The sequence below is a fragment of the Frankia sp. RB5 genome (assembly GCF_059816245.1).
In genome coordinates, this window is record NZ_JCBATA010000001.1 from 112050 (window position 1) to 132391 (window position 20342).

15 protein-coding genes are annotated in these 20342 nt (G+C 72.5%); 13 read left to right on the top strand and 2 right to left on the bottom strand.

Translation table 11 applies throughout. The annotated features are described in order from the left end of the window. Positions 1-169: 169 nt before the first annotated feature. Both AC6EXY_RS00425 and AC6EXY_RS00430 read right to left on the bottom strand, forming a co-directional pair. Positions 170-1243: an inositol-3-phosphate synthase gene (locus AC6EXY_RS00425; RefSeq protein ID WP_101835362.1), complete on the bottom strand. Its 1074-nt coding sequence runs from the start codon at positions 1241-1243 to the stop codon at positions 170-172. Positions 1244-1381: 138 nt separating this feature from the next. Further along, positions 1382-2245, bottom strand: coding sequence for a PadR family transcriptional regulator (locus tag AC6EXY_RS00430; protein WP_101835364.1), 864 nt, complete (start codon positions 2243-2245; stop codon positions 1382-1384). A gap of 749 nt (positions 2246-2994) precedes the next feature. Here AC6EXY_RS00430 and AC6EXY_RS00435 point away from each other — a divergent pair. From AC6EXY_RS00435 to ilvD, 13 genes are all read left to right on the top strand, one after another. After that, positions 2995-3399: a DUF5318 family protein gene (locus tag AC6EXY_RS00435; protein WP_101835366.1), complete on the top strand. Its 405-nt coding sequence runs from the start codon at positions 2995-2997 to the stop codon at positions 3397-3399. A 386-nt stretch (positions 3400-3785) separates the two neighbouring features. Continuing rightward, positions 3786-7538 (top strand): transglycosylase domain-containing protein, encoded by a 3753-nt coding sequence (locus AC6EXY_RS00440; protein ID WP_499816767.1) that lies wholly within the window; start codon positions 3786-3788, stop codon positions 7536-7538. A gap of 261 nt (positions 7539-7799) precedes the next feature. Continuing rightward, positions 7800-9863 carry a glycosyltransferase family 87 protein gene (locus AC6EXY_RS00445; RefSeq protein WP_499816768.1) on the top strand — a complete coding sequence of 688 codons (2064 nt, stop codon included), beginning with the start codon at positions 7800-7802 and terminating at the stop codon, positions 9861-9863. 133 nt (positions 9864-9996) lie between these two features. Continuing rightward, on the top strand, positions 9997-11109 hold the full coding sequence (locus AC6EXY_RS00450; protein ID WP_499816821.1) for a hypothetical protein: 1113 nt from the start codon (positions 9997-9999) through the stop codon (positions 11107-11109). Between the two features lie 7 nt (positions 11110-11116). Beyond that, positions 11117-11410, top strand: coding sequence for a hypothetical protein (locus tag AC6EXY_RS00455; RefSeq protein ID WP_499816769.1), 294 nt, complete (start codon positions 11117-11119; stop codon positions 11408-11410). Between the two features lie 248 nt (positions 11411-11658). Further along, positions 11659-11985 carry a 30S ribosomal protein S6 gene (gene rpsF, locus AC6EXY_RS00460; RefSeq protein ID WP_279354694.1) on the top strand — a complete coding sequence of 109 codons (327 nt, stop codon included), beginning with the start codon at positions 11659-11661 and terminating at the stop codon, positions 11983-11985. Positions 11986-12048: 63 nt separating this feature from the next. Further along, the gene (locus tag AC6EXY_RS00465; RefSeq protein ID WP_101833868.1) at positions 12049-12642 is read left to right on the top strand and encodes a single-stranded DNA-binding protein; all 594 of its coding nucleotides are present in this window, start codon (positions 12049-12051) and stop codon (positions 12640-12642) included. A 50-nt stretch (positions 12643-12692) separates the two neighbouring features. Next, positions 12693-12929 (top strand): 30S ribosomal protein S18, encoded by a 237-nt coding sequence (gene rpsR / locus AC6EXY_RS00470; protein ID WP_009741495.1) that lies wholly within the window; start codon positions 12693-12695, stop codon positions 12927-12929. A gap of 11 nt (positions 12930-12940) precedes the next feature. Then, positions 12941-13387, top strand: coding sequence for a 50S ribosomal protein L9 (rplI, locus tag AC6EXY_RS00475; protein ID WP_101833870.1), 447 nt, complete (start codon positions 12941-12943; stop codon positions 13385-13387). Positions 13388-13923: 536 nt separating this feature from the next. Continuing rightward, on the top strand, positions 13924-16512 hold the full coding sequence (dnaB, locus tag AC6EXY_RS00480; RefSeq protein ID WP_101833872.1) for a replicative DNA helicase: 2589 nt from the start codon (positions 13924-13926) through the stop codon (positions 16510-16512). Between the two features lie 179 nt (positions 16513-16691). Then, on the top strand, positions 16692-17039 hold the full coding sequence (locus tag AC6EXY_RS00485) for an antibiotic biosynthesis monooxygenase family protein (protein ID WP_423748144.1): 348 nt from the start codon (positions 16692-16694) through the stop codon (positions 17037-17039). 28 nt (positions 17040-17067) lie between these two features. Further along, positions 17068-18330: a hypothetical protein gene (locus AC6EXY_RS00490; RefSeq protein ID WP_101833876.1), complete on the top strand. Its 1263-nt coding sequence runs from the start codon at positions 17068-17070 to the stop codon at positions 18328-18330. A 157-nt stretch (positions 18331-18487) separates the two neighbouring features. Beyond that, on the top strand, positions 18488-20341 hold the full coding sequence (gene ilvD / locus AC6EXY_RS00495) for a dihydroxy-acid dehydratase (RefSeq protein ID WP_101833878.1): 1854 nt from the start codon (positions 18488-18490) through the stop codon (positions 20339-20341). Position 20342 lies beyond the last annotated feature (1 nt).

Sequence of the window (20342 nt, forward strand, 5' to 3'; positions counted from 1 at the left end):
CTCCAGATGGCCGAACCCGGCGGGCATCGTCCCCGCCACCGTCGTCCCCGCGTGGAGGCGAGAGACGACGGTGGCAGGCGCGATCAGGATCCCGCCGCGGGCGCGCAGGCGCCCGGACGCGGTCGGTCAGGCCTTCCCGCGATGCGGGTCGGCCTCGCCGCGGAGGTGCTCAGGCCTCGCCGCGGATGAAGGCCTCGACCTTGTCGCTGGCCTCGTTGTCGCGGTACTGCTCCGGCGGCGACTTCATGAAGTAGGACGACGCGGACAGGATCGGCCCGCCGACGCCCCGGTCGAGGGCGATCTTGGCGCAGCGCACCGCGTCGATGACGACGCCGGCGCTGTTCGGGGAGTCCCAGACCTCGAGCTTGTACTCCAGGTTCAGCGGCACGTCGCCGAACGCGCGACCCTCGAGCCGCACGTAGGCCCACTTGCGGTCGTCGAGCCAGGCGACGTAGTCGGACGGCCCGATGTGCACGTTGTCCTTGCCGAGGTCGTGGGAGACCTGCGAGGTCACGGCCTGCGTCTTGGAGATCTTCTTGGACTCCAGGCGCTCGCGCTCGAGCATGTTCTTGAAGTCCATGTTGCCGCCGACGTTGAGCTGCATCGTGCGGTCGAGGATCACGCCGCGGTCCTCGAACAGCTTCGCCAGCACGCGGTGGGTGATGGTGGCGCCGACCTGCGACTTGATGTCGTCGCCGACGATCGGCACGCCCGCGGCGCGGAACTTCTCCGCCCACTCGGGAACCCCGGCGATGAACACCGGCAGGCAGTTGATGAACGCGACGCCGGCGTCGATGGCGCACTGCGCGTAGAACTTGGCGGCGTCCTCGGAACCCACCGGCAGGTAGCAGACCAGCACGTCGGCGCCCGACTCGCGCAGCGTGGCGACCACGTCGACCGGCGCCTCGTCGGACTCCTCGATGGTCTCCCGGTAGTACCGGCCGAGGCCGTCGAGGGTGTGACCGCGGGAGACGGTGACGCCGAGCGGCGGGACGTCAGCGATCTTGATGGTGTTGTTCTCGCTGGCGACGATGGCCTCGGACAGGTCGCGGCCGACCTTCTTGGCGTCCACGTCGAAGGCGGCGACGAAGGTCAGGTCGGACACGTGGTAGTCGCCGAGCTGCACGTGCATCAGGCCGGGGACCTGCGCCGACGGGTCGGCGTCGCGGTAGTACTCGACCCCCTGGACCAGCGAGGTGGCGCAGTTACCCACGCCCACGATGGCGACACGTACCGAACCCATGACGGTCTGCTCCTTAGGTGCGAGTGTTCTATGGAAGTGGGAAATATCTGGGCATACAGCTGTGGGCATGCCGCTCCGGCGCGGTGCCGCCAGGCCGGTCGGTCGACCGGGTACAGGCGACCCGCTACGGAGTGGTGTTCACCCGTCGGCCGGGATCTCGCCGTCGAGATCCGGGCCCGTCTGGGCCGATGAACGTCCGTTCCGGTCCCGCGCGCCGCCGTCATCGCCGTCGTGCGTGCCGTCTGGGGAACGCGTGGTACGGCGGGACGAGGACGCGCGCGCGTCGCGACGCCCCGCTCGGCCCGGGCGCCCCCCGGCCGCGGTGCCGCCGCCGGGGGGCGCGGACGCGGTGACGGACAGACCCGGCTCCGTTCCAACAGCCGCGTCAGATCCGGTGGATGGATCCGATCCTGTGGACGAAGCTGTGGACAACCCTGTGGATGCTGTGGACAACTGTGGGCTCGGCACGGACGCGGGGACGGCGGCGCGTTCGGTCTCGATCAGCTCGTTGAGCCACCGGACCTCGCGCTCCACCGACTCCAGGCCATGACGTTGCAGCTCAAGGGTGTAGGTGTCGAACCGTTCGACGGTCCGGGTCAGAGCCGACCGGACCTTCTCCCGGCGCTCCTCGAGCCGGACCCGGCGCCCCTCGAGAATGCGCAGGCGCACAGCGGCGTCCGTCTTCGCGAAGAAGGCGAACCGCACGCCGAACATCTCGTCCTCCCAGGAGGACGGACCACCCTCGCCCAGCAGCTCGGCGAGCTTCTCCTTGCCCTCGCCGGTGAGGGTGTAGACCACCCTGCTGCGCCCGCCGAGCCGGGTCGCGGAACCCGCGTCGCCCGCGGTCACGTACCCGGCCTCCGCGAGCCGGCGCAGGCAGGGGTAGAGCGACCCATAGCTGAACCGGTGGAACGCGCCGAGCACCGCGGCAAGCCGTTTGCGCAGCTCGTAGCCGTGCATCGGGCTCTCGGAGAGCAGAGCCAGGACCGCCAGCTCGAGCATGACCCACCCTCCTCCGCTGACCGACCGTGCCCGGACGCGGGCCGGCATGACCCGCGGTCGACGCGCCCGCGCCGCGCCGCCTGGCCTGCCTCGGCCTCGTCGTCGAGGTCGTCGAGCCCGCGGACGCGCTGCCTGCACGCCGTCGCCTCCACCTGTCGTTGCCGAGCGCCGACTCACCCGGACCGGGAGGTCCCGACGGGAGTGTCGGTCGATACTGGCGCCGCGACATATCGAAGCGATACATCGAGGATAGACGTCCTGGGACGAGCGCCGCAACCAGAAATGACCAACCGGCGACCGGAAGATGACGTAGGGACGCGTAGCGCGGCCGTTCGGGCGCGTTCGGGCAGCGCGTCGGGCGATCGGTTCGGACCGGGCCGGGCGGAGCCGGGGGCTGGCCGCCTGATCGCCGCGCCGGCGGGAACCCTCTGCTCACCGGCCTGATCGGCGCCCGGCGCGGGGCGTGTCCTCGCCCTGCGGGCGTGGCCGAATGTGGGCCGCGCCCAGGCCGCCGGGGCCGCGGGCGGAGCACATCGCGCTGTCGCCCACCTCACAGGGCGGTGTGGGTCAGGAGCTCGGCCAGGTCGCGGATGGTGAGGTCGACGCCGAAGCCTCACCGGGGCGGCGCGGCGGGGCCAGGAGCCGGGCGTGGCTGGCCCTCCTCGCCGGATCTGCCGTGGATGGTCCCTGTGGATGGGCATCTGTCCTGAGATCCTGCCCGGGCCACGCCCGCGGCGTACCGTTGAGACATGCGTTCGCGGTCGGTCATCGACTACGCGCTTGCCCGCCGGGCGACGCTCGCGGACCTCTTCGCGGGGCGGGTGTCGTCGCTCGACGTGTGCGATGCGCATCCCTACCTGCTGCGCGCCGCGAAGTACCACGGCGAGCCGACGACGAAGCGCTGCCCGGTCTGCCGCGGCGACGCTCCCCTGATCCACGTCACCTACACCTACGGCGACGAGCTGGGCGAAAGCTCGGGCCGGGTGCGGGCGACGCGGGAACTGCCGGCACTCGCGGCCAGGTACAGCGAGTTGCGGGTCTACGTGGTGGAGGTGTGCCGCCCCTGTGGGTGGAACCACCTCATCTCCTCCTACGTGATCGGCACCGGCGAGCCGAGGGTGAAGCAGTCCCGGCGCCGGGCCGCCGACACCTGATCCGGCCCGCCCAGTGCGCCGGGCGCCGGGTCGCCACGCCCGGCCGTTCCCCGCGACACAGTGGTCGGGGGCGCCCTGCGTGAGCGGGCGGAATCTGGCGTGAGATCCTGGTCTGCCATGTGGGTTTCACGGCGTGTCCAGGCGTGGCACGAGCCGCGTGTGGTCCGATGCCGTGGCCTCGTCAGCGGCGGCCAGACGGGCGGGCGTGGCCTGGTCGACCGGCCGGGCCGCGGTCCGGGCGGGCCGTCGCCGGCGTTCCACGCGCCCGGGTCCCGACGGAACCCGGGCAGTGGGGATCGGACCTTCGGTTGCGGTTGGGGGTGCCGGCCCGTCCCCTGTGGCGGATCGGTGACCGGGGAGTCCCACAGCGACGGATGGAGCGGTTGGTGAGCTCTCCCTACGACCAGAGCGCCTACCGGGGCGGTTCGGACCGAGGACGGCCCGAGCCCGGTCGTCCCGGTGGCGCGACCTCCGAGCGCGCCGGGAGTGACTCGGCCGACCAGGCGGTTCCCGCGGCGCGGGAGCACGCGTCCGGTTCCGGCCGGCCCGTCCCCGCCGGCGGCGCCGCGTCGCCGCGGGCGGCCCAGCCGCGCGGTGAGCGCACGGCGCTCGTGCCACCGGCTGCTCGGGCCGTTCCCGCCGGTGGGACGCGGGGGGCGCTGGTGCCGCCCGCCTCGGGCCCGGCAGCGGCCGCCACCCGGTCCGCGGCCCCTGGCACCGGGGTGGGCGCGCGGGAGCAGAGCGTGCCTCGGCTCGCCGCCGGTGAGCAGGCCGCGCCCGTGGCGACCACCGGCTGGGTACCGGACCGCGGCTCGCTCGACAGCGCCGCCGCGAGTGGCCGCAGCGGTTCCGGCGCCGCCGCGGTGCCAGACCGTGGCAGGACCGTGTCCCGCGGCGCACAGCGTGCGGAGCCGGTCGGTGGGGCCGGGGTGCCCTCCGCGTCGAACGGTGTGTCGGACCGTGGGGCGGGGCGTTCGGCGACGTTCGCCGGGCGTGGCACTGATCCCGGCGCCACCCGGGCCGTGGCCGGCACGGCCCAGGCGGTGCCCGTCGCCGCGCGCGGCGCGAGCCGGCCCGCGGTCTCCCCGTCGGCATTCCCGGCACGGGACGATCCCGCCGCCACCCGGGTTGGTTCCGGCACGGGCCGGCGGCCCGAGGGCGCTGACCGTCCGGGAGTCGCTGACCGTCCTGGAGTTGCTGACCGTCCTGGGGTCACCGGCCGGCCCGGAACCGCCGATCACCCACCGGCCGCTGCCGGTCGTCCCGGCGGTGCCGACCGCTCGGGCACCGCAGAGCGACCGGCGCGTGGTGCACGCGAGTCCGTCGATGACGGCGGTCCCGGCACCGAGATCATCCCGCGGACAGGGCCTCGCCGCGGCCGGACCGGACCGCGTCGAGGGATCTCCGATCGCGGCGCGACGGGAGCGGCGCGGACCGCCGGCGGCCAGAGCCGGCTGGACAAGCCGTCCCGCCCGGGCGGGACGAACGGGAGCGGTGGCCGCGCCGGCACGGCGGCTGGGGTGAACACCCTCTACGACACGGTCGACCAGGCAGCGCTGCGCCGGGTCGACATCAGCGAGCGCACCGCCGACTCGACCGTCTACCGGAAGGTGAGCCCCGGGGACGACGCGAACGGCGTGGACGCGGCGGGCGCCGCCGGGATGACGACCGTCACCCCCACGCGCCGTGTCGCGGGCCGCCGCCGCGACCGGCCGACCCAGGCCACCGAGCGGATGGCGTTGCGGGTCGGCGAGCGGGAGGCCGCCGACGGGTACCCGGGCACCGGGGGGCGGGCCGCCTCGCGGCAGCCGGCTCCCGGCCGAAGCGGTCCGGGCCGGAGCGGTCCGGGCAGGAACGCGCCGTCGCGCACGTCGCGGGCGGCGGTGGGCGGCCTCGGCGATCCGGACGACCCGGCTGGTCCGCGGCGACGCGGTGGCGGCGGTGGTCGGGCCGCGCGGCCTGGCCAGGGCACCCGTGGGCCCATGTGGTGGCGCCGCCGGCCGCGGTGGCTGCGCCGCCTGGTGCTGGCCGGCGTGTTCTCGTCGATCCTGCTGTTCGTCGCCGGCATCGCCGTGATCTACGCGGCGACCCGGGTGCCGCTGCCGGGCCAGGTCAGGACCGACCAGACGTCGATCATCTTCTACGGCCCGCCGTCCGGCGGGAACCAGGACACCGGCGACGAGCTCGCCCGCATCGGCACGGTGAACCGCACCGACGTGCCCCTGGCGCAGGTGTCCAAGGAGATGCAGCACGCGGCGCTCGCGGCCGAGGACAAGAACTTCTACCACGAGCCCGGCATCTCACCGAAGGGCATCGCGCGGGCCCTCTACGTCAACCTCACCGGCGGTGATCTGCAGGGTGGTTCGACGATCACCCAGCAGTACGCGAAGAACGCCTACCTGACCCAGGAGCGGACGTTCACCCGCAAGATGCGGGAGATCGTGCTCGCGGTGAAGCTGGACCGGAAGTACTCCAAGGACCAGATCCTGGAGTACTACCTGAACACCATCTACTTCGGCCGCGGCGCCTACGGCATCGAGGCGGCGGCCAAGACGTACTTCAACACGACCGCGGCGAAGCTCACAGCCCAGCAGGGCGCGGTGATCGCCGGCCTGATCCGATCACCCAACTATCTCGACCCGGCGAAGAATCCGAAGCCGGCGGCCAACCGCTGGCACGAGGTGGTCGCCACGATGGCCGAGGAGGGCTGGGCGCCGGCGTCCATCACCAGCGAGCAGCCGCCGCCCGTGGTCGCCAAGGTGGACGATCCCACCACCTCCTCCGCCCAGGTCGCCTACATCCGCGACGAGGTGAAACGCGAACTGATCGCGGACGGGATCACCGAGGACCAGATCAACCGTGGTGGTCTGCGCATCGTCACGACGATCGACAAGGGCCGGCAGATGGCCGCCTACGAGGCGGTGACGAACGTGCTGAGCACCGCCTACGCCGCGGTGCCCGCGCTGCGGACCGGCCTGTCGGCGGTCGAACCCGGGACCGGGCGAATACTCGCCTGGTACGGCGGGACGTCCTACGGCAAGGACGCGCAGGGCCACGAGCAGTATCTGGACAGCGTCGCGCAGGCGCAGGTGCAGTCGGCGTCCACCTTCAAGACGATCACGCTGGTCGCCGCGCTCGAGAAGAACATCAACCTGAAATCGACCTTCGCGGCCCCTGAGAAGATCACCCTGCCGGGCAACTACGTGGTGGGTAACGACGAGGGCGACGTGGGCGACCTCGGCTACATGAACCTGATCAAGGCCACCGCGGGCTCGATCAACACCGTGTACGTTCCGCTCGGCCAGAACATCGGCGTCCAGAACGTCATCGACATGGCGCACAAACTCGGGATCCGCGACAAGCCGGCCATTCCGGTCGAGGCCGGGGTGACGCTGGGCAAGGACCCGGTCCGGGCCATCGACATGACGGCGGTGTACGCGACGCTGGCGGGCAACGGCGTGCGGGCCAAGCCGCACATGGTCGACAAGGTCATCGACGGCACCGGGCAGGTCATCTACTCCGGTCAGGCGGACGCCAAGCAGGTCATCCCCACGACGGTGGCCCGCGACGCGACGTACGCCCTGCAGAGCGTGATCACCGATCCGTCCGGGACCGGCACGAAGGCGGCGCTCGCCGGCGGCCGCGTGGCGGCGGGCAAGACAGGCACATCCACCTCCTTCCGCTCCGCCTGGTTCTGCGGGTACACCAAGGAACTGTCCTCCTGCGTGAACATGTACATGGGCAACGGAGGCCGCGACGAACTGCTCACCGGAATTCCGGGCGCGGAACGTGGCGTCTACGGCGGTACCTATCCGGCCAGGATCTGGAAGGCCTTCATGGACGCCGCGTTGCAGGGCGTGCCGAAGTCCACGTTCGACCCGCCGGCCTTCGGTGGCCTCGTCCAGGACAACGAACCGGCGCCGGCGCCGACCGACTCGATGACACCGAGCCCGGGACCGAGTACAGGCACCGACCTACTGGGTGACCTGTTCAACAACGGCGGCACGAACGGCGGCGGCCAGGCCCCGCAGCAGCAGACGCAACCGGGGCAGGGCCGACAGAACCGGCCGGCCAGGCCAGGTGGTGGCGGTGGCGGTGGTGGTGGCGGCGGCGGGATCATCGTCGACCCTTTCGGATGACCGGTGGGCCGACCGCCCAGCGGAGCTCGGCTGGCCAGGGTGTCGTCACCATGAGTCCCCGCCAGCCCGAGCCCACCGGGGCCAGGGGAGGCCCGTCCACCGGCCCCACCGCACCGTCATGACCCGGATCCAGGTGACCGGAACCGACCCGTGGGCCGCGCGCCGGGGGGCTGTCGCCGCTGGCGTGCGCCCGCACGGCCGGCGCCCGCCCGCGGCCGATCGGGACGCTGGTGAGCCGATCCGTCCAGGCCGTGGGTGAGAATGGCCGGCATGGCCACGACACCGGCGTCTCCCGCCCGCGTCAGCCCGGCCCGGGAGGACCCGGTCGTCGCGGGCGCGAGCCAGCTCATCGGCGGGCCGCCGGGCGGGCACGCCGCCGCCGCGACCGGCCGCGGGTGGCTGACGCCACTGCGGGTGCTGATGGCCTTCGTCATCCTCGTCTGCGTGCTCGGCTACGCGCAGAAGGCCAGCTGCCGCGACACCCGGAACTGGGCGCACGAGCACCAGTACAGCGCCCTGTGCTACTCCGACGTGGTCGCTCTCTACAGCCAGGAGGGGCTGGTCGACGGCAAGATCCCCTACCTGGACTACCCGACGGAGTACCCGCCGCTGATCGGCGCGGCCATGCAGCTCATCTCCTGGCCGGCGGGGCTCGCCTCCGGCCCGCGGGCCGTCTACCGCGACGACAACGGCCAGCGCGTCTTCGACCACTACACGATGGACCGGCGTTCGGCCGTCTTCTACGACCTGACCGCGCTGCTGTTCACGCTGGCCGCGTGCGTCGCCGTGGCCTGCACGGCACTGACCGCCGGGCGCCGGCGGGTCTGGGACGCCGCGCTGTTCGCGCTCGCCCCCGCGCTGGCGTTGCACCTGCTGACGAACTGGGACATCATCGCGGTCGCGTTCGCGGCCGCCGGTCTGCTGGCCTGGTCCCGCCGGGCGCCACGGCTGGCCGGAGTGCTGCTCGGCCTCGGCATTCTCACCAAGCTCTACCCGGTGCTGTTCCTGGTGGGGATCGGCTTTCTCTGCCTGCGCGCCGGGAAGCTGCGGGAATGGGCGAAGGCGGTGGCCGCGGCAGCCGTCACCATCGTCGTGGTGATCGTGCCGCTGTGGCTGGTCGCCGGCTACTTCGACGAGCAGAACAACCGTGCCGGCAACAGCATCTGGGTGACCTTCTGGCACGGCGGCGACTGGCTGCGGCTGCTCGGCGGCGGCCCGGACGGCGCCCGTAACGCCGTCGCGCGCTTCGTCGATCTCAACTCCGATCGCGGCGCCGACTGGGACTCGATCGCCTTCGGCGCGACCTGGCTCGCCGAGCGGCACGACCCGGCCTGGTTCGGGCCGACGCATCTGGTGATCTGCCTGGTGACCGCGGCGGTCGTCGTCGCGGCGGCGGCCGCGCTCATCGTGCACCGCCCCGACACCCGCCGCCTCGCCGTCGCCCTGGCCGCCGCCGTCTTCGGCACCGTCGCCGTGGCGGTGCCGCTGGTGCTGCAGGGCATCCGGGACCATGGCCTGCCCGTCGGCACGCTGAACGTCATCACCGGCGCGACCCTCGTGGTCGCGGTGATCGGCATCGGCCTGCTGACCTGGTTCGCCCCGCGCCGGCCACGCCTGCCGCAGGTGCTGTTCCTGCTGGTCGTGGCGTTCCTGCTGAGTAACAAGGTGTTCTCGCCGCAGTACACGATCTGGCTGCTGCCGCTGGTGGCGCTCGCCCGCCCGCGCTGGCGGCTGTTCCTGCTCTGGCAGCTGTGCGAGGCGTGGGTGCTGTTCACCCGCTTCATGCACTTCATCTTCAACGACACCCAGGGGCGCCGGGGGATCGACCGGGGCTGGTTCGTCAGCGCCGTGACCCTGCGCGACCTCGTGCTGCTCGTCATGGCCGGCTTCGTCGTGCGCGAGATCCTGCATCCCCGGGCCGACGTGGTCCGCACCACCGGCGCCCGCACCGACGCCGACCTGCTGGCCGCGGACCGGCCGGACGCCGGCCTCGACCCGACCGTGATCGACGACCCGGCCGGCGGCATCCTGGACCACGCACCCGACGTGCGTGGCGGCTGGCGCGGGCGGACGACCAGGGCCCGCGGCGACGACGAGCTTCCCGCCAACACCGGCGCGCTCCTGGTCGGCGCCTCCATGGCGACCAGTGAGGCGAAGGGCGCCGGGGCGGCGAAGGACGCCGGAGCCGGGTCCGGAGCTGGAACCGAGCAGGACGGTCGGCCGACGTTCACGCCGATCGAACCGGGTGCGCTGTTCCGACCGCGCAACCAGAACGGCGACGGACCTGGCGCACCGGCGGCGGGAGACGGATCCGCCGGTGGATAGCCCGGCGATCCCCGAGCCGACGGCCGGACCGGGCTCGACGCCCGTCGCGACGCACCGCGCGCGGTCGCGGGCGTCGGATCCCGGCGGCGCCGGCGGATCCGACCTCGCGGGCCGGGCGCGTTCCTGGTGGGCGCTGCTGCCCACGCCCGTGCGGGCGACGCTGCCGCTGTGGCTGGGCAGCCGGGTGGCGGTGGCGCTGCTGTCGCTGGCCGCCGCCCGCGCGCTGACCACCGGGCCGGCCCGGTCCGCGCCGGGCCTGCGCACGCTGTGGGACCGGTGGGATGTCGGGCTGTTCACCAAGGTCGCCCGGTACGGCTACCTGTCCCCCGCGTACGCGGACCGGACCGAGGTCGACTTCCCCGGACTGCCGATCGCGATCAGGCTCGCCCATCTGGTCGTCCGGGACTGGATCGCCGCCGGTCTTGTCGTCTCCCTGCTCGCCGGCGTGGTCACCGTGGCCGCCCTGTGGCAGCTCGCGGCGGACGAGGTCGGGGAGCGCGATGCCCGGGTCGCCGTCGTCGGCCTGATCTGCTTCCCCTACGCGGTGTTCCTGTTCGCCGCCTACTCCGAGGGAGTGTTCCTGGCGTTCGCGACAGCGTCCTGGCTCGCCGCGCGCCGGCAGCGCTGGTGGCTCGCCGGCCTGCTCGGCGCGGGCGCCGCCTCCGCGCGGATCAGCGGCGTCGCCTTCGGGGTGGCGCTGGCCGTGCAGTACGTGGTGGGCCGGCGGGCCGCGGGGCGACCCGTCGTCGCATGGCCGGCGCTGTCGCTGGCCCTGCCGCCGATCCCCGTCGTCGCCTATCTCTGCTATCTGCGGGTGCGCACGGGCGGCTGGGGCGCGTACACGGACGCGATGCACGACGGCTGGCACCGCTGGACGGACTGGCCCTGGTCCGGGTGGGCGGCCACCTGGTCGTCGGCGACGGACGGCAACGGGGCGTCGACCTTCGTCTGGTTCTTTCGCGGCGAACTGCTCGCGGTGGTCGTGGGGGTGGCGCTGACGATCGCCCTGCTGGTGGGCAGGCGCTGGGGAGAGGCGACCTTCGTCGGTGTGATGACCACGATCATGGCCTGCACGAACTACTACGCCTCGGGCATCCGCGCAATCCTGGTCGCCTTCCCGCTGTACCTGCTGTTCGCCCGGGTGGCGGCGCGCCGATCCTGGGTGGCACCGGTGTATGTCTGTCTGTGCGCGCCGGTGATGGCGGCGTTCGTCGTCGCCTTCACCCAGGGGCAGTGGGTCGACTGAGCTGACGGTGACGGTGACGGTGGAGGACGATGCGGTGAGGGCCGGGGACGCGGCGGGGGCCCGCGGTGGGGACGGAGCGCCGAGGTCCGGGCCGCGGGGCGTCGCCCCGCTGCTGACGGCGGGCGCGCTCGCACTGGCCTGCGTGCTGCTCGGGCTGGCACTGGCCGATCCGGCACCGTCCCGGCATCTGCGGGGCCTGCTGGTCACGGTGGATCTCGTCCTGCTGGGCGGGGTCGGCACCGCCTGGCTGCGCGTGGTCCTGACGGTGGGCGCGCCCGGGGACCGAGGCGGGATCGAGTAGACTCGCCGGGACATGCCGTGCGCCGGCGCACGTGTTCGTCGCTGGTCAGCCGCTGATCGATCACCGGGATCGGTCGGCCTGGCCGCGGTCGGGCGCAGTGTACTGATGATCGTCCGGATGTGCTCGCGGACGATCCCCAGCCGGGTGGTCGGCGTCGAGCGCGTTCGCGGCGGCGCAGGACCGGAGCGCGGTTCCTCCTGTCACGGAAGATCCGTGGCCGCCTGAGTCCACAGGAGGTGGGTTCACCCTTGGCACGCCATTACGAGCTCATGGTGATCCTCGATGCTGACCTCGAGGAACGCACCGTCGCGCCGTCCATCGACCAGTACCTCGGTGTCGTCCGTCAGGGCGGCGGCGTGGTGGAGAAGGTCGACATCTGGGGTCGCCGCCGGCTCGCCTACGAGATCGCGAAGAACCACGAGGGCATCTACGCGGTCATCGACCTGCACGCGGAGCCGGCCATCGTCGCCGAGCTCGACCGGCAGCTCGTCCTGAACGAGTCGGTCCTGCGCACGAAGGTCATCCGGCTCCCCGAGCCGAAGAAGCCCCGTCAGAGCCGCCGGGCGGCGGCATGACCCGGTCCGGGCTGACGGCGGTTCGCCCGTCGTCGCGGACCGCCGAGAGCTGGGAGGGCGCCCATGGCCGGTGAGACTGTCATCACCGTCGTAGGCAACCTGACAGGCGACCCTGAACTGCGGTTCACGCCGAACGGCGCGGCCGTCGCGAGCTTCACCGTCGCCTCAACTCCGCGCACGCTCGACCGTCAGAGCAACGAGTGGAAGGACGGCGAAGCGCTGTTCCTGCGCTGCTCCGTCTGGCGGCAGGCCGCGGAGAACGTCGCCGAGTCCCTGCAGAAGGGAGCCAGGGTCATCGTCACAGGCCGGCTCAAGCAGCGTTCGTTCGAGACCCGCGAGGGTGAGAAGCGCACCGTCATCGAGCTTGACGTCGACGAGGTCGGCCCGAGCCTGCGTTATGCGACCGCCAAGGTCGTCCGCGCCGCCCGTGGCGGCGGCGGAGGCGGCTTCGGCGGCGGGAACGGGGGCGGCGGTTCCGGTTCCGGCGGCGGCGGCAACTACAGCGGTGGTGGGGGCGGCTACGGCGCGCCCGCCGGTGCCCCGGCCGGTGCCCCGGCCGGAGCGCCGTCCGGCGGCAACTACGGCGGCGGCGCCCCCAACGATGACCCCTGGTCGCAGCAGCCGGCCGGTGGCTACTCAGACGAGCCTCCGTTTTGAGCGGCCGGTCGTCGTCATCGAGGACGGCACAACGAGGTAGGAGCACATCCGTGGCCAAGGCGGCCGTGCGCAAGCCGAAGAAGAAGGTTTGCGTCTTCTGCAAGGACAAGGTCGAGTACATCGACTTCAAGGACACGTCGCTGCTGCGCAAGTACATCTCCGACCGAGGCAAGATCCGTGCCCGCCGGGTCAGCGGCAACTGCAGCCAGCACCAGCGCGACGTGGCGACGGCGGTGAAGAACAGCCGCGAGATGGCGCTGCTGCCCTACACCGCCTCGGCTCGCTAGGGGGTGGCGCGATGAAGCTCATCCTGACCCAGGAGGTCCCCGGCCTCGGTAGCCCGGGTGACATCGTCGAGGTCGCGAACGGGTACGGGCGCAACTACCTGGTGCCCCGCCAGTACGCGATCCTCGCGACCAAGGGCGCGGAGCGCCAGGTCGAGCAGATCAAGCGGGCCCGGTCGGCCCGGGCGGTGCGCGACCTCGACCACGCCAACGAGATCGCCGGTCAGCTCGGCGGCCTCAAGGTCGAGCTGGCCAGCCGCGCGGGCAAGGAAGGCCGGCTGTTCGGCTCGGTCACGGCGGCCGATGTCGTCGACGCCGTCACCGCCGCCGGCGGTCCGGAGCTCGACCGGCGCCGCGTCGAGCTGACCACGCCGATCAAGTCGCTCGGCGCCTACACGGTGGCCGTCCACCTCCACCCCGAGGTGACCGCGTCGCTGAAGGTCCAGGTCCGCAAGGCGTAGCAAAAACCGCGGGCCAGCGCGGTGGCGGCCCGGCGCCCGGCCATCCGCCGGGCTCCGTGCCGCCGACTGGTCGACGAACTCCCCCGGCTCCCACCCATCGTCACGGTGGCGGGACCGGGGGAGTTCGCGTTACGCGCCCGGCAGGTCGCCGAAAAGTTTTTTCTTCGACTCGTTGTCCACAGGCGACGTCTCGAACGGAGCTCTGGGAACCCGCGGTTCTCGCGCCGTAAGGCCAGCACTATCCACAGGTAGTGCGCGTCTGTCCCTAGCTTCTCCCCAGCTTCTCGGCCGTTACCCACAGCTTTTCCACAAGGGCCTGTGGATAACTTCTTGGCGGGGGTGGCTGCCGGTCCGTAGGGTCGGACCCTCCAAACTGGGGAGCCAATCGACGTGCCGGGAGCGTCGCCGGCGTCCACCGCGGCGTGGCCCGTTGACGATCGCTCGGGCGTGTACGAACATGCGTTCGAAACTGGGATCGCGGGACAGCCAGATCACGCGGTAGGTCGAGACCGCGTGGGACAGCCAGGAGGTGCGTCGTGAGCGTCACCGAGATCTCGCGTGGCGTCGGGGGCGCCGAGGAGTTCGACCGCACCCCGCCGCACGACCTGCCGGCCGAGCAGAGCGTGCTCGGCGGCATGCTGCTGTCCAAGGACGCGATCGCCGACGTGGTCGAGGTCCTGCGGATGGTGGACTTCTACCGGCCCGCCCATGGGCTCATCTTCGAGGTCATCGGCGACCTGTACGGGCGGGGCGAGCCGGCCGACGTGATCAGCGCGGCCGCCGAGCTCGGCCGCCGGGACGCGCTGGAGCGGGTGGGCGGCGCGGGATACCTGCACACGCTCATCTCCAGCGTGCCGACCGCGGCGAACGCCGGCTACTACGCCCACATCGTCGCCGAGAAGGCCATCCTGCGTCGCCTCGCCGAGGCGGGGACGCGCATCGTCCAGCTCGCCTACGGCGCCGCGCCGGACGTCAGCGAGGTCGTCGACCGGGCGCAGGCCGCCGTCTACGACGTCACCGAGCGGCGCACGAACGATGACTACGCCCCGCTCGGCGACCTGCTCAACCCGGCACTCGAGGAGATCGAGTCGATCGAGGGCCACGACGGCGCGCTGACGGGCGTGCCGACCGGCTTCACCGACCTCGACGAGCTCACCAACGGCCTGCACGGCGGCCAGCTGTGGATCGTCGCCGCCCGCCCGGCCGTCGGGAAGGCTCTCGCACTCGACACTCCGCTGGCGACGCCGACAGGGTGGACGACGATGGGCAGGGTCGCCGTCGGCGACCGGCTCATCGGTGCCGACGGCCAGCCCACCCGGGTCGTGGCGGCGACCGAGGTGATGGTCGGTCGCCCGTGCTACGAGGTGGAGTTCTCCGACGGCTCCGTGCTGGTGGCCGACGCACAGCACCAGTGGGTCACCGAGACCCGGGCGGATCGTCGCGTCGCCGCCGGGCGGACGTCCTGCCCTGGCACCGCGGCGGGCGGCAGGCCCGTGACGACGGAGGAGATCGCGCGCACGCTCCACTGCTCGACCGCGGATCGTCGCCACAACCACGCCGTTCGCGTGGCCAGGCCGTTCGCGTTGCCCACGGTGAACCTTCCGATCGATCCGTACCTGCTCGGCGCCTGGCTCGGCGACGGGACCTCGAGCTGTGCCCAGCTGACATCCGCCGACCCGGACATTCCTGCGGAGATCCGAAGCCGGGGCTACGACGTCGTGGCGAGCGCGACGGTGAAGTACCGGTACTCACTGCGGCTTCGCCAGACCGCCGTGGAGGAGCGGTCGTGCATGGTGTGCGGTCGCACCTTCGCCAACCGCATGCCGCATGTGCGCACCTGTGGCCAGTCCTGCGGGGGCAAGCTGCGGTTCCTCGCGAAGCCGCTACCTGCGCGGACGTGCGTGGGCTGCGGTGGGCGTGTGACCAGCTACGGCCCGCGCTGCGGCTCTTGTCACGCCGAGTCCGGCACGCTGCAGACGCAGTTGCGCACGCTGGGCGTGCTGGGTGACAAGCACATTCCGCTTCAGTACCTGCGGGCCGATGAGCAGCAGCGGCGCGATCTCCTCGCAGGTCTGCTGGACACGGATGGGACGGTGGCGTCCAACGGGACGACCGTGCAGTTCGCCGTCACCAACGAACGTCTTGCCCGCGACACGCACGAACTCATCCTTTCTCTGGGATACCGCGCGTCCGTGACGACGAAGCGGGTGCAGGGCGCTTCCGCCGCCAGCTCAACCTGCTACATGATCAATTTCGCGCCCCAGGAGCAGGTCTTCCGCCTCACGCGCAAGGCCGACCGGCTACGGCCGACGGGGCACCCGACCGTGGGCCTCCGGTACATCACCGCAGTCCGGCCGATCGCCTCCGTGCCCGTCCGGTGCGTGGAAGTGGACAACGCCGACCACCTGTACCTGGCGGGCATCTCGTGCATCCCGACGCACAACTCGACGCTGGGACTGGACTTCGCGCGGGCGGCGTCGATCAAGAACGGGATGACGTCGGTCATCTTCTCGCTGGAGATGAGCCGGATGGAGATCACCATGCGGCTGCTGTCGGCCGAGGCGCGGGTCTCGCTGCAGAACATCCGCACCGGCCGGCTCTCCGAGGACGACTGGTCGCGGCTGACCCGGCGGATGGGCGAGGTGGCGGAGGCGCCGCTGTTCATCGACGACAGCCCGCACCTGACGATGATGGAGATCCGGGCGAAGGCCCGGCGGCTCAAGCAGCGCAACCAGCTGCGTCTCGTGATCCTCGACTACCTGCAGCTCATGTCGTCACCGAAGAAGGTGGAGAGTCGCCAGCAGGAGGTCAGCGAGATCTCCCGGTCGCTGAAGCTGCTGGCCAAGGAGCTGGAGGTGCCGGTGGTCGCCATCTCGCAGCTCAACCGGGCCTCCGAGCAGCGCGCCGACAAACGACCCCAGGTCTCGGACCTGCGCGAGTCCGGCAGCCTCGAGCAGGACGCCGACGCGGTGATCCTGCTGTATCGCGAGGACGCCGTGGAGAAGGAGTCCGCGCGGGCCGGCGAGGCGGACCTGATCATCGCCAAGCACCGAAACGGCCCGACCGGTACCGTCACCGTCGCCTTCCAGGGGCACTACTCCCGCTTCGTCGACATGGCGAACTGACCGCGGACGCACGAAACGGGGGGCCCGCAATCCGCGGGCACCGCCGCCGATCGCCGCCCGGCGGTGACACACTGGGCACATCGACCGTGTGGCCTGGCGGGGGACGGGCTGCGCACGGCCGGGGGCCCGGCGGCGGGCCGAGAAACAGCACGAGCCCCCCGAACCAGCGAGGAGGCGGCCTGGTGAGTGAGGACGCGAGCGGCGGCGGGATCGACGTGGCGGTGCTGGAGATCGCCAGGTTCGAGGTGCGCCCCGGCACCGAGGACGAGTTCGAGGCCGCCTACCGGGGAATCCGTGCGGAGCTGGTGGGCACGCCGGGATGCCGTGCGGCGCGGTTGACCCGCGGTGTGGAATCGTCGTCGAGCTACGTGCTGCTCGTCGAGTGGGACACGCTGGACAGCCACCTGAAGAACTTCCGGGAGTCCGAGCGGTTCGTGCGCTGGCGCGCCGCGCTCGGCCCCTACTTCGCCGAACCACCGTCGGTGTCCCACGGGGTCGACATCCCGCCCGGACCCGACCCGGTCTGATCCGCACCGAGCGCCTGGACCCCTGACCATGGAAGCGTTCTTCGGATACCTGTTCATCGCCCCGGTCGCGGCGAGCTTCTTCGGCTTCCTGATCTGGGTCTTCCCGGCGATCCTGCTGCGGGACAGGATCAGCCAGTTCCGGATCCGGCCGTTCGCGTTCTTCGTCACCGGCTACGTCTTCACCGCGGTCCTGACCTTCTACCTGCTCCTCGTCCGGGCATGGGTCGGGCCGTTCGCCGGCACGATGGCGTCACTCGGCCTGGTGTGGGTGATCCGGGACCAGTGGCGCCGCCGCCGCCCGAAACGCACCCGCACGGTGGCGCAGGCGAGCCGGGACGGGCAGGCACCGAACTCCCAGATCCCCCCGGCGACAGGTCAGCCTGGTCTCCAGGGGCAGGCCGGTGGCTGGAACCAGGCCGGAGGCTGGGTCCCCGGCGCGATGCCCGGCGGCCCCGTCGCGTCGGCCTTCCCAGGCCAGTCGGCCTATCCGGGCCAGCCTGGCCACCCCGGCTATCCCGGACACGTGGGCCAGCCTGGGGCGCCGACCGCATCCGGCCATCCTGGCCAGCCGACTCCCCCTGGCCAGCCGCAGTATCCGGGCCAGCCGCAGTATCCCGGCCAGCCGCAGTATCCGGGACCGCATGCCTACCCGGGCCCACCGGTCCCGCCGGGGCCACACGCCTACCCAGGTCCGCAGGCGCATTCTGGCCAGGCCTCTCCAGCGCGGCCCGGCCAGCCGGGTGGTCCGGGCCAGCCGACGCCACCCGGGGCGTCCGGCGGGCAGCCGGGGCAACCGCCGGTCGACCCGGGCGGTCCCCCGCCGGGGCCACCGTCTGGGCGGGCGACGCCGACAGAGGGCGCCGGGACAACCGCCGGGCCGTCGGGCCTCGACCGGTCGTCCGGGTCGGGCGGCGGGCCGTCTGACCCGGATCCGTCGGGAGAACTGCCCCCACTCGAGGATCTGCCGCCCATTCCGGACTACCCGCCGAACTTCGACGAGCTGCCGGCTCCGCCCACGCCGAACCGGGCGGGGCCGCTGGCGGAGCCGCCGCAGTGGGGCGGCGCTGCCAGCGATCAGGCGGGAGGCGCCCCGCGCGGCGCGGAGAACATCGGGCCCGGCCCGGGCGACCCTGGCGAGCCGGGCCCGAGCGACGGCTCTGGATCCGGCGCTGGCCGCCGGATCGCCGGCTACCCCTGGGCCGCGCCGCCCCCGGGGAAGGCGCCCGTCGACCCGCCGGAGGCGGGCTCGCCGGACGACACGCCGCCCCGCGAGCCCGACCAGGGTTCCTGACCGGGCACGTTCCCCGACGCGGGCGGCGCCACGGCCAGTCGGGGCGCGGCCGCGCCGGGGACACACCGACGGTGTGGCGTACCGTCGACTCATCACCAGATAACCGCCGTCGGCGAGCTCCGCCGCGGCGACGCCGACGTGATGTCCCGAGGTCGAGATGCCCGCTCTACGCTCCCGCACGACCACGCACGGCCGGAACATGGCCGGTGCCCGCGCCCTGTGGCGGGCGACCGGCATGACCGACGACGACTTCGGCAAGCCGATCATCGCCGTCGCGAACAGCTTCACCGAGTTCGTCCCGGGCCATGTGCACCTACGTCACCTCGGTGAGCTGGTGGCCGGCGCGGTGGCCGAGTCCGGCGGGGTCGCGCGCGAGTTCAACACGATCGCCGTCGACGACGGCATCGCGATGGGGCACGGCGGGATGCTCTACTCGCTGCCGTCGCGGGAGCTCATCGCGGACAGCGTCGAGTACATGGTCAACGCGCACTGCGCGGACGCGCTGGTCTGCATCTCCAACTGCGACAAGATCACCCCGGGCATGCTGCTCGCGGCGCTGCGGCTCAACATCCCGACCGTGTTCGTCTCCGGCGGGGCGATGGAGTCCGGCAACGCGGTGATCTCGGAGGGCACGGCCCGTTCCAAGCTCGACCTCATCACCGCGATGTCCGCGGCGGTGAGCCCGGACGTCTCCGACGACCAGCTGGCCACGATCGAGCGGTCGGCCTGCCCCACCTGCGGATCCTGCTCGGGCATGTTCACCGCGAACTCGATGAACTGCCTGACCGAGGCGATCGGGCTGTCGCTGCCGGGCAACGGCTCCACGCTCGCCACCGCCGCCGCCCGCCGCGAGCTGTTCGTCGAGGCCGGCCGGCTCGTCGTCGACCTGGCCCGGCGCTACTACGAGAAGGACGACGAGGCCGTCCTGCCGCGCTCGATCGCCACCGCGGCCGCGTTCCGCAACGCGTTCGCCGTGGACGTGGCGATGGGCGGCTCGACGAACACCGTGCTGCACCTGCTCGCCGCGGCCGTCGAGGCGGGCGTCGACGTGAGCCTCGCCGACATCGACCAGATCTCCCGCACGGTGCCCTGCCTGTGCAAGGTCGCGCCGAGCTCCACCCGGTACTACATGGAGGACGTGCACCGCGCCGGCGGCATCCCGGCGATCCTCGGTGAGCTGGACCGGGCCGGCCTGCTCGACCCGGCCACCCACTCGGTGCACGCCGCGAGCCTGCGTGAGTTCCTCGACCGCTGGGACGTGCGCGGCCCGAACCCGTCGCCCGACGCCGTGGAGCTCTTCCACGCGGCGCCGGGAGGCGTGCGCACGATCGAGCCGTTCAGCTCCACCAACCGCTGGGAAGCGCTCGACACCGACGCCGAGAACGGCTGCATCCGCTCGGCCGAGCACGCGTACTCGGCCGAGGGGGGCCTCGCCGTGCTGTTCGGCAACCTCGCCGTCGACGGCGCGGTCGTCAAGACGGCCGGGGTGGACGAGAGCCAGTGGACGTTCCGCGGGCCGGCGCTCGTCGTCGAGAGCCAGGAGGACGCGGTCGACGCGATCCTCACCAAGCGGGTGCAGGCCGGCGATGTGATCATCGTCCGCTACGAAGGACCCCGCGGCGGGCCGGGCATGCAGGAGATGCTCTACCCGACCGCCTTCCTCAAGGGCCGCGGCCTCGGCCCGAAGTGCGCGCTGATCACCGACGGGCGGTTCTCCGGCGGCAGCTCCGGCCTCTCGATCGGCCACGTGTCACCGGAGGCGGCGCACGGCGGCACGATCGCGCTGGTCCGTGACGGCGACACGATCGAGATCGACATCCCCACCCGGCGCCTCGAGCTGCTCGTCTCCGACGAGGAGCTGGGCCGCCGGCGCGCTGAGCTGGAGGCCGCCGGCGGCTACCGGCCCGCGCAGCGGGAGCGTTCGGTGTCCGCGGCGCTGCGTGCCTACGCGGCGATGGCGACCTCCGCGTCCACCGGTGCCGCCCGCGACGTCACCCTGCTCGACGGCTGAC

What these genes read in the sequence shown, in the direction of transcription:
- AC6EXY_RS00430 (WP_101835364.1), bottom strand. Translation starts at nt 2,245, where the DNA reads ATGCTCGAGCTGGCGGTCCTGGCTCTGCTCTCCGAGAGCCCGATGCAC.
- ilvD (WP_101833878.1), top strand. Translation starts at nt 18,488, where the DNA reads ATGCCCGCTCTACGCTCCCGCACGACCACGCACGGCCGGAACATGGCC.
- AC6EXY_RS00490 (WP_101833876.1), top strand. Translation starts at nt 17,068, where the DNA reads ATGGAAGCGTTCTTCGGATACCTGTTCATCGCCCCGGTCGCGGCGAGC.
- AC6EXY_RS00445 (WP_499816768.1), top strand. Translation starts at nt 7,800, where the DNA reads ATGGCCGGCATGGCCACGACACCGGCGTCTCCCGCCCGCGTCAGCCCG.
- AC6EXY_RS00425 (WP_101835362.1), bottom strand. Translation starts at nt 1,243, where the DNA reads ATGGGTTCGGTACGTGTCGCCATCGTGGGCGTGGGTAACTGCGCCACC.
- AC6EXY_RS00435 (WP_101835366.1), top strand. Translation starts at nt 2,995, where the DNA reads ATGCGTTCGCGGTCGGTCATCGACTACGCGCTTGCCCGCCGGGCGACG.
- rplI (WP_101833870.1), top strand. Translation starts at nt 12,941, where the DNA reads ATGAAGCTCATCCTGACCCAGGAGGTCCCCGGCCTCGGTAGCCCGGGT.
- AC6EXY_RS00465 (WP_101833868.1), top strand. Translation starts at nt 12,049, where the DNA reads ATGGCCGGTGAGACTGTCATCACCGTCGTAGGCAACCTGACAGGCGAC.